This is a genomic window from Janibacter sp. LM, from assembly GCF_039631275.1.
Taxonomy (GTDB): Bacteria; Actinomycetota; Actinomycetes; order Actinomycetales; family Dermatophilaceae; genus Janibacter; species Janibacter terrae.
Genome location: NZ_JBDIVG010000014.1, coordinates 1 through 14,186 on the forward strand (window position 1 = coordinate 1; position 14,186 = coordinate 14,186).

The 14,186-nt window shown below is 73.0% G+C and carries 14 protein-coding genes; 8 read left to right on the forward strand and 6 right to left on the reverse strand.

From position 1 onward, the window contains the following. Positions 1 to 267: 267 nt before the first annotated feature. Positions 268 to 657, reverse strand: coding sequence for a hypothetical protein (locus tag ABC138_RS08370; RefSeq protein ID WP_345913346.1), 390 nt, complete (start codon positions 655 to 657; stop codon positions 268 to 270). A gap of 124 nt (positions 658 to 781) precedes the next feature. Between ABC138_RS08370 and ABC138_RS08375 the strand changes: the two genes are divergently transcribed. After that, a complete protein-coding gene (locus ABC138_RS08375; protein ID WP_345913348.1) occupies positions 782 to 1,759 on the forward strand; it encodes a magnesium transporter in 978 nt (325 codons plus the stop codon). Further along, positions 1,756 to 3,507 carry a sulfate permease gene (gene sulP, locus ABC138_RS08380; protein WP_345913350.1) on the forward strand — a complete coding sequence of 584 codons (1,752 nt, stop codon included), beginning with the start codon at positions 1,756 to 1,758 and terminating at the stop codon, positions 3,505 to 3,507. The genes ABC138_RS08375 and sulP overlap by 4 nt, the downstream gene beginning before the upstream one ends. A gap of 19 nt (positions 3,508 to 3,526) precedes the next feature. Here sulP and ABC138_RS08385 read toward each other — a convergent pair whose 3' ends face one another. Beyond that, entirely contained in the window at positions 3,527 to 4,903 is a 1,377-nt protein-coding gene (locus tag ABC138_RS08385) for an MBL fold metallo-hydrolase (RefSeq protein WP_345913352.1), read from the reverse strand. A gap of 97 nt (positions 4,904 to 5,000) precedes the next feature. On the opposite strand from ABC138_RS08385, the gene ABC138_RS08390 reads away from it, so the two are divergent. Both ABC138_RS08390 and bioB read left to right on the forward strand, forming a co-directional pair. Beyond that, the gene (locus ABC138_RS08390) at positions 5,001 to 6,038 is read left to right on the forward strand and encodes an alcohol dehydrogenase catalytic domain-containing protein (protein ID WP_345913356.1); all 1,038 of its coding nucleotides are present in this window, start codon (positions 5,001 to 5,003) and stop codon (positions 6,036 to 6,038) included. Positions 6,039 to 6,124: 86 nt separating this feature from the next. Further along, on the forward strand, positions 6,125 to 7,183 hold the full coding sequence (bioB, locus tag ABC138_RS08395; protein ID WP_345913358.1) for a biotin synthase BioB: 1,059 nt from the start codon (positions 6,125 to 6,127) through the stop codon (positions 7,181 to 7,183). A gap of 48 nt (positions 7,184 to 7,231) precedes the next feature. On the opposite strand, the gene ABC138_RS08400 is transcribed toward bioB, so the two are convergent. Further along, positions 7,232 to 8,629 (reverse strand): DUF222 domain-containing protein, encoded by a 1,398-nt coding sequence (locus ABC138_RS08400; RefSeq protein ID WP_345913361.1) that lies wholly within the window; start codon positions 8,627 to 8,629, stop codon positions 7,232 to 7,234. A 243-nt stretch (positions 8,630 to 8,872) separates the two neighbouring features. Further along, on the reverse strand, positions 8,873 to 9,799 hold the full coding sequence (locus ABC138_RS08405; RefSeq protein WP_345913365.1) for an oxidoreductase: 927 nt from the start codon (positions 9,797 to 9,799) through the stop codon (positions 8,873 to 8,875). 426 nt (positions 9,800 to 10,225) lie between these two features. On the opposite strand from ABC138_RS08405, the gene ABC138_RS08410 reads away from it, so the two are divergent. The 4 genes from ABC138_RS08410 to ABC138_RS08425 are packed head-to-tail and all read left to right on the forward strand — an operon-like array spanning position 10,226 to position 12,585. Then, positions 10,226 to 10,783, forward strand: coding sequence for a 2'-5' RNA ligase family protein (locus ABC138_RS08410; protein ID WP_338539017.1), 558 nt, complete (start codon positions 10,226 to 10,228; stop codon positions 10,781 to 10,783). A 17-nt stretch (positions 10,784 to 10,800) separates the two neighbouring features. Further along, the gene (locus tag ABC138_RS08415) at positions 10,801 to 11,199 is read left to right on the forward strand and encodes an Rrf2 family transcriptional regulator (RefSeq protein ID WP_338539018.1); all 399 of its coding nucleotides are present in this window, start codon (positions 10,801 to 10,803) and stop codon (positions 11,197 to 11,199) included. A gap of 43 nt (positions 11,200 to 11,242) precedes the next feature. Continuing rightward, a complete protein-coding gene (gene ric / locus ABC138_RS08420; protein ID WP_345913371.1) occupies positions 11,243 to 11,941 on the forward strand; it encodes an iron-sulfur cluster repair di-iron protein in 699 nt (232 codons plus the stop codon). 44 nt (positions 11,942 to 11,985) lie between these two features. Beyond that, a complete protein-coding gene (locus ABC138_RS08425) occupies positions 11,986 to 12,585 on the forward strand; it encodes a class I SAM-dependent methyltransferase (RefSeq protein ID WP_345913503.1) in 600 nt (199 codons plus the stop codon). On the opposite strand, the gene ABC138_RS08430 is transcribed toward ABC138_RS08425, so the two are convergent. Both ABC138_RS08430 and ABC138_RS08435 read right to left on the reverse strand, forming a co-directional pair. Next, the gene (locus ABC138_RS08430) at positions 12,569 to 13,183 is read right to left on the reverse strand and encodes a maleylpyruvate isomerase family mycothiol-dependent enzyme (RefSeq protein WP_068327299.1); all 615 of its coding nucleotides are present in this window, start codon (positions 13,181 to 13,183) and stop codon (positions 12,569 to 12,571) included. The genes ABC138_RS08425 and ABC138_RS08430 overlap by 17 nt on opposite strands. Before the next feature lie 2 nt (positions 13,184 to 13,185). Then, entirely contained in the window at positions 13,186 to 14,031 is an 846-nt protein-coding gene (locus ABC138_RS08435; protein WP_345913374.1) for a hypothetical protein, read from the reverse strand. Positions 14,032 to 14,186 lie beyond the last annotated feature (155 nt).

The following is a 14,186-nucleotide window of genomic DNA, read 5'->3' on the forward strand; positions in this document are numbered from 1 at the left end:
GGACGATGACGGTCACTGCGCTACACCACTATCGGGGACTCAACTTCCGCGTGGAATCGAGCGCCGACGAGGCCACGTGGTCGCGCGCCCGGGCATGGGCGCTTGTTGGGCCAGGGACCCGGACGATTGCGAGCTACCGACACTGAATGGCGGAGCGCACCCGGCGACTCATCAGAATGGTGGAGACCCTCGCAGCAGAGGTCGGCGTCGCCCTCCGGTCAACTCCAACAAGCACGCCGATGGTCAGAATGCTCGATCACGAAGTGATCAGAATCCCCGTGAGGCTCTCCTCCAGTGATCAAATTCCTTCGAACCCGGACAGCTGGGGGAGCCGGGGCCTCGACGTCGTGACCGGGAGGACCCCGCCCCACCGGAACGGGCGGCCGCCGAGAACGCCACCGAGCACCCCAGGACGAATCCGAGGTCGTACCAGTGGCCCGTGTTGTGGACCTCGTAGATCGTCACGTCCTCGTCGAAGAGCGAGACCAGGAACGTGATCGGTGAGATGGACCCGTGCCACAGACCCATGAGGAAGCCGCTCTGCGGCTGCGTGTCCACGAGGGTGTTGGGGCCGGCAGCGCAGGACGACAGCAGGACCGCGACCACCACGAGAGCCATCAGCATGCGCAGGGCCCGTCGGGCTGATGGTCCGGACATGGGCCCATCCTGGTGCCGGTGACGTCATGGCGTCAGGGCCATTGGTCCCTGCCCGCCCCGCCGGAGCGGTGGAAGTGTGGACCACGTGGTGGCGCGCCCGGCCGTGCCGCCCCGAGGAGGAGACATGGGGTGGACAGCAGGGGTCGCCGGCACTGGGGGGACGGTGGCCCAGCACCTCACCGCGGACGTCCCGAGGGTCTCGCCCCACGACCGGGCAGACCTGGTGGTGTCGCGCCTGCTGGGGCACCCCTTCGCGACGGTCCACGTGCTGGCCGTCCTCGACGGCGACCACCTGGCGGGTCTGGTGTCGATCGAGTCACTCCTGGCTGCACCGGCCGAGGCCGTGATGAGCGAGCTGATGGACCCCGACCCGCCCACCGTGGAGCTCGACACCCGCCAGGAGCCCGCGGTGTGGCGAGCCGTGCAGCGTGGAGGAACCGTCCTCGCCGTGGTCGACCGCGGCGCCCGCTTCCAGGGAATCGTGACGTCGGCCGCCTTCGTCGCGGTCCTGCACGCCGAGCACGACGAGGACCTGGCTCGGCTGGGTGGCTTCGCCCACTCGACCGCGACCGCGATGGCCGCCACCTTGGAGCCGGTTGCGCGCCGGCTGCGCCATCGCCTCCCATGGCTCGTCGTGGGCCTGGCCGGTGCCCTGCTCGCCGCGGGAGTCGTCGGCGGGTTCGAGGACACGCTGCGTCAGCAGGTCCTCATCGCCTACTTCCTCCCGGGAGTCGTCTACCTCGCCGACGCCGTGGGAACGCAGACCGAGGCACTGGCCATCCGCGGCCTGTCGCTGGGTGTCGGCATCCGCCGCTTCGCCCGACGCGAGCTGGAGTCCGGGGTGGCCCTGGGGCTGGTGCTCGGCGCGGTGGCCCTGTGCATGGTCGCCACCATCTGGGGTGACGCAGGCGTCGGCCTGGCCGTCGGCCTGGCCATCGTGGCGGCCTCGAGCATCGCCACCGTGGTCGCGCTGGCGCTGCCCTGGGTCTTCCACCACTTCGGCTCGGACCCCGCCTTCGGCTCCGGTCCGCTGGCGACCGTGGTCCAGGACGTCCTGTCGGTGACGATCTACTTCGCGATCGCCGCGCAGGTCGCGGTGTGAGACAACGACCCCGCCTCGACGTCCGTGGCCTCGCGCCCGGAGTCGCTGCGATGCGGGGCTACCGCCGAGACCTGCTGCGAGGGGACCTGGTGGCGGGCGTGACGGTCGCGGCCTACCTGGTCCCGCAGGTGATGGCGTATGCCGCGGTGGCGGGTCTCCCACCTGTGGCCGGCCTGTGGGCGGCCATGGCCGCGTTGTCGGTGTATGCCGTCCTCGGCTCCTCCCCCCAGCTGTCCGTGGGTCCCGAGTCCACCACCGCACTGATGACGGCCGTCGCCCTCGGCACCCTGGGCCTGCAGGACGCGCAGGAGTACGCCGCTCGCGCAGCCACGCTGGCCGTGCTGGTCGGGGCCATCTGCGTGATGGGCTGGGTGCTGCGTCTGGGCTTCGTCGCGGAGGCCCTCTCCCGACCCGTGCTCGACGGGTACATGGGCGGGATCGCCGCTCTCATGATGGTGAGCCAGATCGGCAACCTCACCCGGTTGGACGTCCCCGAGGGCAGCGTCCTGGACCAGGTCGCCTTCGCCCTGCGGCACGTGGGCGACATCCACGCACCCACCGGGATCCTGGCCCTGACCCTGCTCGGCCTGGTGTTCCTCGCGGGCTGGCAGGTCCCGCGACTGCCCGGGCCGCTGCTGCTCATCGTGCTCGCCGCCGGAGCCGTCGCCCTCCTCGACCTCACCGGGCGCGGGGTCGCCGTCGTGGGCCCGGTCGCGTCAACGCTTCCCGAGCTCGAGGTGCCGCACCTGGGGGTGGACGACGTCACCCTGCTGCTCCCCGCGGCCCTGGGCGTGGCCCTGGTCGGGTTCACCGACAACGTCCTCACCGCCCGGGCGTTCGCGACGCGCCGCGGTGACGTCGTCGACAACAACCAGGAGCTGCTGGCGCTGGGTGCCGCCAACCTTGCAGTCGGCGCGGTGCACGGGTTCCCGGTGAGCAGCAGCGGCAGCCGCACGGCCATCGGTGCGGCGGCCGGGAGCCGGACCCAGCTCCACTCCGTCGCGACGACGATCACCGTCCTCCTGGCGGTGACCCTCGCCGGACCGGTGCTCGCCGCCGTGCCGGCCGCTGCCCTGGGTGCCGTCGTGGTGTACGCCGCCACTCGGCTCGTCGACGTCGCCGACGTGCGGCGTCTGGCCCGCTTCCGGCGCACCGAGCTGTGGCTGTCCCTCGCGACCTTCCTCGGCGTCGTGCTGCTCGGCCCGCTGACGGGTGTCCTGGTCGCTGTCGGGCTCTCGGTCCTGGATCTCCTGCACCGGGTGGCCCGGCCGCACGACGGGGTCCTCGCGTTCGTCCCGGGGGTGGCCGGCATGCACGACGTCGCCGACTACCCCGTGGCGCAGCCCGTGACCGGCTTGGTCGTCTACCGGTACGACTCGCCCCTGTTCTTCGCCAACGCCCAGGACTTCGTGCGGCGCGCCCTTCGCGCCGTCGACACCTCCCCGACACCCGTGGAGTGGCTGGTCCTCAATGCCGAGGCGAACGTGACCATCGACATCACCGCCCTGGACGCCCTGAACGACCTCCACCACGAGCTGCAGCGCCGGGACATCGTGCTGGGCCTGGCCCGGGTCAAGCAGGAGCTGCGCATCGACCTGGTGCGCGACGGGTTCGTCGAGCGGATCGGCGCCGACCGTGTCTTCATGACCCTGCCGACCGCCGTCGAGGCCTACGCCGCCTGGTACCGGGAGCGACACGGGACGCTGCCTCCGGGGCTTCGTGACGGCATCGGGCCCGGTGGGCCCTGAGCCGGGCGCAGACCCTGGCTCAGGGGCCGAGGACGACCTTCTCGCCGAGGCGCGGGACGACGACGGAGCAGTCGAAGGCATCGCGGATCCGGGCGGCCAGGGCGGCACTCGAGTCGGGTTCACCGTGGACGAGGTAGACGCACTCGGGTTCGGCGGGCATGGCCTGCAACCAGCCCAGGAGATCCTCGCTGTCGGCGTGGACGGAGAACCCGCCGTCGTCCACGACCTCGGCGCGGACGCGGACGTACTCGCCCAGGAGTTTGACCTCCCTGGCGCCCTCCACCAGGGCCCGGCCCCGGGTCCCGACGGCCTGGTAACCCGTCAGGACCACGCAGTTGCGCGGGTGGGGCAGCAGCTCGCGCAGGTGGTGGATCACCCGTCCGCCGGTGGCCATCCCCGAGGCGGACACGATGATGCACGGCCTGCCCGGGTTGTTCAGGGCCTTGGACTCGTCGGCCGTGCGTGCCGTGCGGAGGTCGCGAAGGGCGGCCAGCTCACCGAGTCCGTCGCCGACGAGCTCATCGGCGGACTCGGGGCGCGAGTACACCTCCAGGGCGCGCAGAGCCATGGGGCTGTCGACGTAGACCGGGACGTCGGGGATGGCCCCCTGCTCGCGCAGCCGGGCCAAGGCCAGGAGGACGAGCTCGGTGCGGTCGACGGCGAAGGCCGGGATGACCACGGAGCCGCCGCGGTTGATCGTGCGTCGGACGGCGTCGGCGAGGATCTCGTGCGCGTCGTCGGCCGCGTGGGGATGGGTGCGGTCGCCGTAGGTCGACTCCATCACCACGTATTGCGCCTGGGGTGGGGCTGCGCGCGGCTTGAGCAGCGGGTGCGCTCGGCGACCGAGATCCCCCGAGAACAAGGTGGTGGCACCACCGACGTCGACCAGCGCGCAGGCCGAGCCGAGGATGTGGCCGGCCCGGCTCAGCGTGACCGTGCCCCCCGAGGTGAGCGTGAAGGGCTCCTCGTACGCCTGGGACCTGAAGAGGCGAACGGCCCTCGCCGCGTCGCCGACGGTGTACAGGGGCAGGGGCGGGTTGTGCCGCGACCTGCCCTCGGCGGCCTGCCGAGCGTCTTCCTCCTGCAGGTGGGCGCTGTCGAGCAGCACGATCTCGGCCAGGGCGGCGGTGGAGTCGGTCGCCCAGATCGGCCCCCTGTACCCCTGTCGCACCAACGCCGGGAGGTAACCGCAGTGATCCAGGTGCGCGTGGGTCACCACGACGTCGTCGAGCCCCCGGACCGACAGGTCCCGCCGGTCCCAGTTGAGGCGGCGCCACCGCCGCTCACCCTGGTAGAGCCCGCAGTCGACCAGGGTCCCGGCGCGCCCGTCCTGGATCAGGAAGGCACTACCGGTGACGGTCCCTGCAGCACCGAGGAAGGTCAGGGTCGTGGTCACGGGTCCTCCGATGTGCGTCCGACTGCCTCACTGCCATGGTGTGCGCGAGACGACCGATCGTGAAGGGACCAAGTGCCCTGTGCGTCAGGATGGGCGCATGCGAGCGGTGGTCATCGACAGCGTCCGAGCCCAGCCAGAGGTCAGGGAGGTGGAGGCCCCCTTCGCCCCCGACGGTGGGGTGGTCGTGCAGGTCGAGGCGACCGGGGTCTGCCGCAGCGACTGGCACGCCTGGGCCGGGCACGACGACATCGCCTGGCCGCACGTGCCCGGCCACGAGCTGGCGGGTGTCGTCAGCGAGGTCGGCGCGGGCGTGGAGCGGTGGCGGGTCGGCGACCGGGTGACGGTGCCCTTCGTCTGCGGGTGCGGCCGGTGCGAGTGGTGCGCCGCTGGCGAGGCGCAGGTGTGCCCCGACCAGGAGCAGCCCGGCTTCACGCACTGGGGCTCGTTCGCCGAGCGGGTCGCGCTGCACGCCGCCGACACCAACCTCGTCGCGATCCCGCAGGGCATCGACTTCGCGACGGCAGCCAGCCTCGGGTGCCGCTTCGCCACCGCCTACCGCGCCCTCGTCGCCCGCGCCGCAGTGGCGAAGGGAGAGTGGGTCACCGTCGTCGGGGCCGGCGGCGTCGGGCTGAGTGCCGTGATGATCGCCCGCGCCCTCGGGGCCCGGGTCGTCGCGGTCGACCGCAATCCCGGAGCGCTCGCTCTCGCAACGGATCTCGGTGCAGAGCACGTCGTCCTCGCCGACGGCCGGGACGTCGGCGCAGCGGTCACGGCCCTCACCGGCGGTGGGAGCCACGTCGCGGTCGACGCGGTGGGCAGCGAGCAGACCTGCGCCGCCGCGATCCACAGCCTGCGGCGGCGCGGCCGGCACGTGCAGGTCGGCTTGCTGCCACCGGTCGACGGGCACCCCCGGGTGCCGATGGCGCGCGTCATCGGGTGGGAGCTCGACCTGCTCGGGAGCCACGGCATGGCCGCTGTCGACTACCCGGGCATGCTCGCGCTCATCGAGTCGGGATCGCTCCAGCCCCAGCGGCTCGTCGAGCGGACCATCGGTCTCGAGGAGGCCGCGGCGCTGCTGCCCGGCTTCGACACCGCACCAGTCGCGGGCATGACGATCGTCGACCCTGGGCGCTGAACTCCCTTCGCTGCCTGACGCCCGGCCGGAGCCCGGCCGGGTAACCTGAACGTCGTTCACTGAACGACGTTCACCGAAGGGGCGCCATGACCACCACGTTCGACCAGCTCGCCGACCGGATCCTCGAGGGAGGCCGGGCCACCGAGGCCGACGCGCTCGCCGTGCTGCGCACGGACGACACCGAGGTCATGGCCGCGGTCGTGGCCGCGGCCCGGCTGCGCCGCGAGCACTTCGGCAACACCGTCAAGGTCAACTACCTCGTCAACCTCAAGTCGGGGCTGTGCCCGGAGAACTGCAGCTACTGCTCCCAGGCCCTCGGCTCGCAGGCGCCGATCCTCACGTACTCGTGGCTGTCGACCGACGAGGCCATCGACCAGGCCGCCGCCGGGCTGCGCGGCGGCGCGACCCGCGTCTGCCTGGTCGCCTCCGGGCGCGGCCCCTCGGACCGGGACGTCGACCGGGTCGTCGCGATGACCGAGGCCCTCAAGGAGGCCAACGAGGGCGTCGAGGTGTGCGCCTGCCTCGGACTGCTCAAGGACGGACAGGCCGAGCGGCTGCGCACTGCGGGAGTCGACGCCTACAACCACAACATCAACACCGCCGAGTCCCACCACGACGCCGTCGTCCAGACGCACACCTACGAGGACCGGGTCGACACGATCGGCAGGGCGACGTCCGCCGGCCTCTCCCCCTGCTCCGGGCTCATCGCCGGTCTCGGCGAGAGCGACGAACAGCTCGTCGAGGCGCTCTTCGCGCTGCGGGACCTCGATGTGGACTCGATCCCGGTGAACTTCCTCATGCCCTTCGACGGCACTCCCTTGGCGGACACCTGGGAGCTCACCCCCCTTCGCTGCCTGCGAATCCTCACGATGGCCCGCTTCGTGGCCCCCGACAGGGAGGTGCGGATCGCCGGCGGCCGCGAGATGCACCTGCGGTCGTTGCAGGCGGTCGCGCTGCAGGTGGCCAACTCGATCTTCCTCGGCGACTACCTGACCTCCGAGGGCCAGGCCGCGCAGGCCGACCTCGAGATGCTCGCCGACAACGGCTTCGTCGTCCTCGGCGCCGAGCACGGCACGTCCGGCGCCGGCGCCGACCCGACCATCCGCCGCCGTGGCGCGGGCACCGAGGCCCCGGCGAACGCGTGAGCACGACTGTGGCCCGGCCCGTGGCGGGCCGGGTCCGGGGCGCGGCAGCTAGACGTGCCAGGTCACGCCGGTCGCCGTGATGGTGCAGGCCAGGTCGCGGGCATGGACCCGCGTGTGGTGGCGCTCGCACAGCAGGGCCGCGTTGCCGATGTCGGTGCCCCCTCCCAGGGACCAGTACTGCACGTGGTGGGCGTCGGACCAGTGGGCGGGCATGGTGCACCCGGGGAAGGTGCACCCGCCGTCACGGAGGTACAGGGCGCGCTTCTGGCCCGGGGTGAAGAAGCGTGCCGCGCGGCCCAGCTCCAAGGGTTCGCTGTCGGTGCCCAGCAGGGCCGGGATGATCCCGCCCTCACAGGCCAGCCGGCGCACCGCGGACGGGGGCAGGACCTGCCCCGTGGCGGTGGACCCGCCGGCATGACCCCCGAAGGCCGTGGTCGGCAGGTCCTGACCACAGGCACCGCAGCGGCCCTGCGCGAGGTGGGCCGTCAGGGCGGCCAGGCTGATCGTGACGACGACCCTGGCCTTGTCGCCGGGGGGCGTTCCCACCGGGGCCGAGACACCCCGCTCGACGACCGCGAGCAACGCGTCGGCGCGACGCCGGGCCGGGGAGCGGTCGTCCGGCCCGCCCTCGGGGCCCTTGACGGGGGCGGACAGCGCGGCGACTGCCGCGTCGATGATCGCGGCGCCCTCCGGGTCCAGGACGAGCTTGTACCGGGTCATGCCGCACGCATCCGTGTGCGAGGTGAGGGAGCGCGACGCCTTGTGCCGCTCGTCGTCCTCACCCAGGTCCTTGTCGGGACGCAGCATCCGGGTGGTCATCGTGATGGCCGCGGCCAGCTTCTTCTCGTCGAGGCCCGAGACCCGCTGCGGGGTGCGTCCGTCCGGGCCCGTGGCGACGAGCCCGTCGCGGGCCTCGCCCAGGAGGAGCCCCAGGTCCGCGTCGAGGAGGTCGCGGTCGGCCACTCGCCGCACACCCTCCTCGAACCGCACCAGCTGGTCGGCCTTGCCCAGCGGCAGGTCTCCCGCCTCGAAGGCCGCCACGACGCCTGCGATCCCGGCGTCACCGGTGGGCTCCGGGGCCATGCCCGCGCTCGGGTCGCTCACCCCGCTGCCAGCCCGCAGGCCGGCCGTCGCCACGCGCACCACCGACGACACGTGCCGGGACTCGGGGCGCGGGGCGTGCCGCCCCTCGCTGACGCCCACCCAGTCGTGGACCGACCACGAGGTCTGCGTCGGCAGCCCCCGGGAGATGCCCTCGCGCACCAGCGCGACCTCGGCCACGGCCAGCAGCTGCCTCGCCCGGCCCAGCGCCGCCAGCCCGTCGGTGACCTCGGCGTCGGGCAGCTGCCACACCCTGTCGACGTCGGTGTCGAGCAACGGGCGCAGCGCGTCCCGCAGGACCGGGTCCGGTCCCGGGTCCGCGTCACGCACCGTCGCCTCTGACATGCATCGATCGTATGTTCGACCACCGACAGCGGTCGGGAGCGTTGGGGTGCTGTGGACGGGCGCTGGGTCGGGTGGGGGTCTGGGGATGGTGGCCCTTCGAGACGGTTGCTGCGCAACCTCCTCAGGGAGCGTGGGTCGGGGTGCGCAACCTCCTCAGGGAGCGTGGGTCGGGGTGCGCAACCTCCTCAGGGAGCGTGGGTCGGGGTGCGCAACCTCCTCAGGGAGCGTGCCCCCGGGTGGCCCTCAGGGAGCGGGGGCGAGTTCAGCGAAAGGCACCCCGGTGAGCTCCTCCGAGACCTCCCACAGCCGGCGCATCACCTCCGGGTCCCGCGACCCGCGGGAGGAGCCGACCGCCACCGGACGGCCACGGAACTCGCGAAACCCGCTCGGGCCGTAGTACTCGCCGCCGACCGCGGCCGGGTCGGTCGCGGCGCGCAGGATCGGCAGGGCCCCCTTCGCCGCGCTCTGCCCGACGAGCACGTTGCCTGCCGCGACCAGGGGACGGGCCGGGGCGGGCAGGTACCGGGCCAGGGCGGTCCGGGAGAGCCCGGGGTGCGCGGCGAGCGCGATCGTCCCCGCCCCAGCCTCGGACAACCGCCGCTGCAGCTCATGGGTGAAGAGCAGGTTGGCCAGCTTCGAGCGCCCGTAGGCGCCCATCGGGTCGTAGCCCCGCTCGGACTGCAGGTCGTCGACGTCCAGACGACCGCCCCCGAACCGGTGCGCGAGGCTCGACACCGTCACCACGCGCGACCCCGGCGTCACCAGCAGCCGCTCGAGCAGGAGCGCGGTGAGCGCGAAGTGGCCCAGGTGGTTCGTGCCGACCTGCAGCTCGAAACCGTCCGCCGTCACTCCCCGCGGGGTCATCATCACCCCCGCGTTGTTGACGAGCAGGTCGATCCGCTCGTGCCGGTCGCGGACCTCCCGCGCGGCCGAGCGCACCGAGTCCAGCGACGACAGGTCCAGGCGCACGACCTGCGCGCGCTCGAGATCGGCGGCGACGGCCTCCCCCTTCGCCGTGTCCCGGCAGGCGAGGACGACGTGCGCGCCCCGCGCGGCGAGCTCACGGGCGGTGACGGCGCCCAGCCCCGAGCTGGCCCCGGTGACCACCACGGTCCGGCCGGTCTGGTCGGGCATGCGGTCGAGGGACCAGGCGTCGCGGGTGCGTGTCATGGGGCCAGCCTGCCAGTCACACTGGACCCGCCCCGTGCGTCAGTGGGCTGAGGCACGGCGACGAGGGGCTCGCGCCGCAGGCGAGGGTCACGGCGGACGCGGCCGCGATCGCCACCGGCACCCCGGAGCGGATCGACGGGCGAAGGGAGATCGCCGTGCTCGATCGAAGGGGGCGTGGTGCGGGGCATCACCTTCCGCGCCGACCTCGAGGTGCTCGGTCGCGTCACCCGGCGGGAGGACCTGCGCCGCCGGCCGGTCACATCCGCGCTCCCCCGGTCGTCACCACCACGAGAGACCCCACCACGAGAGGACCGACGATGAAGAAGCGGTGGCTGCGCCCCCGCAAGGCGCTCGGCTGGTACATCGCGACGAAGCAGACCTTCGCCGAGCTGCCGGAGGACTGACGGGCAGGTCTACGGTGACGCCATGACGAACCCGCAGGGGGCGTCGGGGCACACCGTCCTGCAGCTCCCGGTCCCACCGCTGGAGGCCTGGGTCGTCGAGCGCACCGCCCACCACGACGCCGGGTTCGTCTCCACGGACCCGGCGTTCGGCCACGCGCACATCACGGCGCTGGCCCCCTTCGCCCCGGCGCCGACCCCGCACCAGCTCGCCACGGTCGCCGCGATCGCGGCCCGGACGGCGCCGATCACGGTGCGGCTCGACGAGATCGACCAGTTCCCCGACGGCATCATCCACCTGCGCCCCGAGCCGGACGCCCCGCTGCGCGCCCTCACGGCGGCCCTCGCCACTGCCTTCCCCGCGTTCCCTCCCTACGAAGGGAGGTTCGGTCGCGTCCCCGTCCCGCACCTCACCCTCGACGCGGCCCGCGACGGAGTCTCGATCGCGTCCACCCGACGTTCGCTCGGCCACCTGCTGCCGGTCGACTGCACCCTCACCGTGCTGCAGCTGGCCTGGTGGGAGAGCGACCGCTGCCACGTCATGGAGCGCTGGGACCTGGAGGGCTTCCCCCCTTCGTCCTGATCTTGTAGTCTATGACTATGAGACTAGAGGTCACCCGAAGAGCGGAGCTGGCCGTCCAGGCCGTCGGGCTGCTCGCCCCGGCCGGCACCCGCCTCAAGGCACCCGAGCTCGCCGAGGCCCTCGGCGCGACCCCGGGGTTCGTCGCCCAGGTGGTCGGCCCGCTCGTCAAGGCCGGGTGGGTGCGCTCCACCCCCGGCCCGACCGGCGGCTACTCGCTCACCGACGACGCGAGCGGGGTGAGCGTGCTCGAGGTCATCGAGGCCATCGACGGCCCGACGACCACCGGGCGGTGCGTGGCCGAGGACCGCGCGTGCACGCTCGGCCGCACCTGCGTCCTCCACGAGGCGTGGAGCCGCGCCCGGACCACGCTGACCGACATCCTCGCCGGCACCCCGGCGACCGCACCCCACCCCTGACCACCCGGCACCACCACCACGAAGGGATCTCGCCATGGCCGTCATGACCACCACCACCCTGGGTGACCTCGTCACCGAGGACCCGCGCCGCAGCCGCGTGCTCGAGCAGCTCGGCCTCGACTACTGCTGCAACGGAGACCGCCCCCTCGACGAGGCGGCCCGCGCGGCCGGCCTGGACCCGGCGGACGTCAGCGTGCGCCTCGACCTGCCCGGCGAGCCCCCCGTGATGGTCGCCAAGGACCTCGCGCTGTCGGCGCTCGCGCACGACATCGTCGACACCCACCACGCGTACCTGTGGGAGGAGATGCCGCGCCTCACCGCGCTCGTCGACAAGGTGGTCGGCGTCCACGGCGAGCGCCACCCCGAGCTCGCCCGCGTGCAGGAGACCTACACCCGCGTGGTCACCGAGATCGAGCCGCACCTGACCCGCGAGGAGCGGGTGGTCTTCCCGGCGATCAGCCGCCTGGAGAAGACGCGGGCTCCGGTCACCGTCGCCTCCGGCGACCTCGGTGAGCTCGTGCAGCAGCTCGTCGACGAGCACGACGTCGTCGGGGACCTGCTCGCGGAGCTGCGCGACCTCACCGGCGGGTTCACGCCGCCGCCGGACGGCTGCAACTCCTACCGCGCCATGCTCGCCGGCCTCGAGGAGCTGGAGCAGGACCTGCACGCGCACGTGCACAAGGAGAACAACATCCTCTTCCCCCGGGTGCGCGCGCTCCACGACCAGGTCTCCGCGGCGTGACGCCCGACGCCGGCCGGTCGGCCGCACCCGAGACGAGCGAGTGGATGCGCATCGTCGCGGAGGACCCGAACCACTCGCAGTGGTACATCGACCGCTTCCGCGCGATGGCCGCCCGGGGCGACGACCTCGACGGCGAGGCCCGGCTCGTCGACGCGATGGCCACCCGCGGCGCCCGCATCCTCGACGCCGGGTGCGGGCCCGGCCGGGTCGGCGGCCGCCTCCACGAGCTGGGCCACGACGTCACCGGGGCCGATGTCGACCCCGCCCTCATCGCCGCGGCGCAGGAGGACCACCCCGGCCCGAGGTGGGTCGTCAGCGACCTGGCCACCCTCGACCTGCGCGACGACGAGGGGCGCAGGATCCCCTTCGACCTCGTCGTGTGCGCGGGCAACGTCATGACCTTCCTCGCACCGAGCACCCGGCGGTCGGTGCTCGCCGGCTTCGCCGACCACCTCGCCGAGGGCGGACGCGCGGTCGTCGGCTTCGGGACCGACCGGGGCTACGACCTCGACGACTTCGTCGCGGACGCGTCAGCAGCGGGCCTGCACGAGCAGGTGCGGCTCGGCGGCTGGGCGCTCGAGCCGTGGACGCCCACCGCCGGGTTCGTCGTGAGCGTCCTGCAGCCGCTCAGCCCAGGAGGCTGACGCCCGGTCCCTCAAGGTCGGGCAGCGCGGCGGACCGGCCCGAGATGACCATGAGCAGCGCGAGCGCGGGGCCGCGCACCTCGGGCCCGTCGCCGATGGACAAGTCCAGGTCGGTGGCGTGCAGGGTGACCCGCTCGGCGCGCTGCCGGCCACCGCCCAGCCCCTGCGAGACCCGCGCCTGGTAGCGCAGCGCCCGCTCGACGGCCTCGGCGGAGTAGTCGTGCCAGATCCCGAGCGGCCGCCGGATGTCCTCCCCGTGGAGCACCTCCTCGACCAGCCGGCTGTCGACGGGGGCCGGCGGGCCGGTCCGCCGCGCCGCGACCTCACGCAGCCCGCTGAGCGTCTCGCGGGGGGTGACGCCCCGGTGACGCTCCATGCCCCGCTGGTTCTGCCGGTCGAAGTCGCCGCGCGCCCGCACCATCGCCCACACCACCCCGAAGGGGGTCGCCCGCGCGTTGTCGACGAGGTGGGCCGCGACGTCGTGGACGCTCCAGCCCTCGCAGAGCGAGGGCTGGAGCCACTGCTCCTCGGTGAGTCGCTCGAGGTCGTCGGCGAGGGCGGCCCGCTCGGCGTGGACCAGTTCCCAGACATCGGTCATGGTCAGGCGACCGGCCGTCCCTGCAGGACGCGCCAGGTGTAGACCTGCGCGATCGTGAGCAGCGGGGTCACGACGAGCATGCCGAGGCCGCAGGTGCAGATCGCCAGGATGACGAGGCCGAGGGCGACGAGGAGCAGCAGCAGGTTCTCCGCCAGGTGGTCCTTGACGAAGGTGAAGCTGGCCCCGATGGCGTCGGTGGCCGAGCGCCCCTCCAGCACAGCGACATTGGTGTAGTAGAGCAGGAACATCGCGACGAGGCCGGGGAGGATGCACAGCACCACACCGATCGTCGTGGCGAGCCACACCAGCAGACCGGCCAGGAGCGCCTGCCCCCACGGGATCCGGCTGAACATCTCGCCGAACGAGGTCCGGCCCGTGTCGACGACGTCGAGCGCGCCGCGCAGCAGCGCCAGACCGAGCGCCCAGGAGACGAAGCCGGTGAGGAAGCTGCCGACCACGTTGGCCAGCTGCATCTGCACGAAGTTGTCGGGCAGCCCCGTCTGCGGGTCGACGGCCTCCGCACTGCTGAGGACGCTGCCGGTGAGCGCGAGGTTGATCAGCATGTTCAGGCCGATGCCGACGGCGAGGACGATCGCCGTCACCCCGAGGAAGGGGCCGAGGTTCTGCGTGAACTTGGTCCATGCGTACTTCACGGCCTCGATCGGGCTGTACTGGCGCGGCGCCGACCCGCCCGGCGGCGGCATCGCGCCACCACCGTAGGGCGGCTGCCCGCCGTAAGGGGGCTGACCACCGTAAGGGGGCTGCCCGCCGTAGGGGGGCTGACCGCCGTAGGGCGGTTGCCCGGGCGGCGGCGGCTGGTGGGGCGGCGGGGGCGGCTGATAGCTCATGGGCACACCCAACCGACATTTCCGGGCCACGGCAAGCACATCGACGGGGGAGGTCTCCCCCTTCGTCCGCACGTCGCCACACCCGTGCGAACCGGTGAGATCGCTCACACCGCGGACCCCGGCCGAAACCGCGGACGGACCCGTGGTCATGGGCT

Coding starts and splice junctions, on each gene's coding strand:
- ABC138_RS08390 (WP_345913356.1), top strand. CDS start 5,001: ATGCGAGCGGTGGTCATCGACAGCGTCCGAGCCCAGCCAGAGGTCAGG.
- ABC138_RS08430 (WP_068327299.1), bottom strand. CDS start 13,183: ATGACCGATGTCTGGGAACTGGTCCACGCCGAGCGGGCCGCCCTCGCC.
- ABC138_RS08370 (WP_345913346.1), bottom strand. CDS start 657: ATGTCCGGACCATCAGCCCGACGGGCCCTGCGCATGCTGATGGCTCTC.
- ABC138_RS08405 (WP_345913365.1), bottom strand. CDS start 9,799: ATGACACGCACCCGCGACGCCTGGTCCCTCGACCGCATGCCCGACCAG.
- ABC138_RS08375 (WP_345913348.1), top strand. CDS start 782: ATGGGGTGGACAGCAGGGGTCGCCGGCACTGGGGGGACGGTGGCCCAG.
- ABC138_RS08415 (WP_338539018.1), top strand. CDS start 10,801: ATGAGACTAGAGGTCACCCGAAGAGCGGAGCTGGCCGTCCAGGCCGTC.
- ABC138_RS08410 (WP_338539017.1), top strand. CDS start 10,226: ATGACGAACCCGCAGGGGGCGTCGGGGCACACCGTCCTGCAGCTCCCG.
- ABC138_RS08435 (WP_345913374.1), bottom strand. CDS start 14,031: ATGAGCTATCAGCCGCCCCCGCCGCCCCACCAGCCGCCGCCGCCCGGG.
- ABC138_RS08425 (WP_345913503.1), top strand. CDS start 11,986: ATGCGCATCGTCGCGGAGGACCCGAACCACTCGCAGTGGTACATCGAC.
- bioB (WP_345913358.1), top strand. CDS start 6,125: ATGACCACCACGTTCGACCAGCTCGCCGACCGGATCCTCGAGGGAGGC.
- ric (WP_345913371.1), top strand. CDS start 11,243: ATGACCACCACCACCCTGGGTGACCTCGTCACCGAGGACCCGCGCCGC.
- ABC138_RS08400 (WP_345913361.1), bottom strand. CDS start 8,629: ATGTCAGAGGCGACGGTGCGTGACGCGGACCCGGGACCGGACCCGGTC.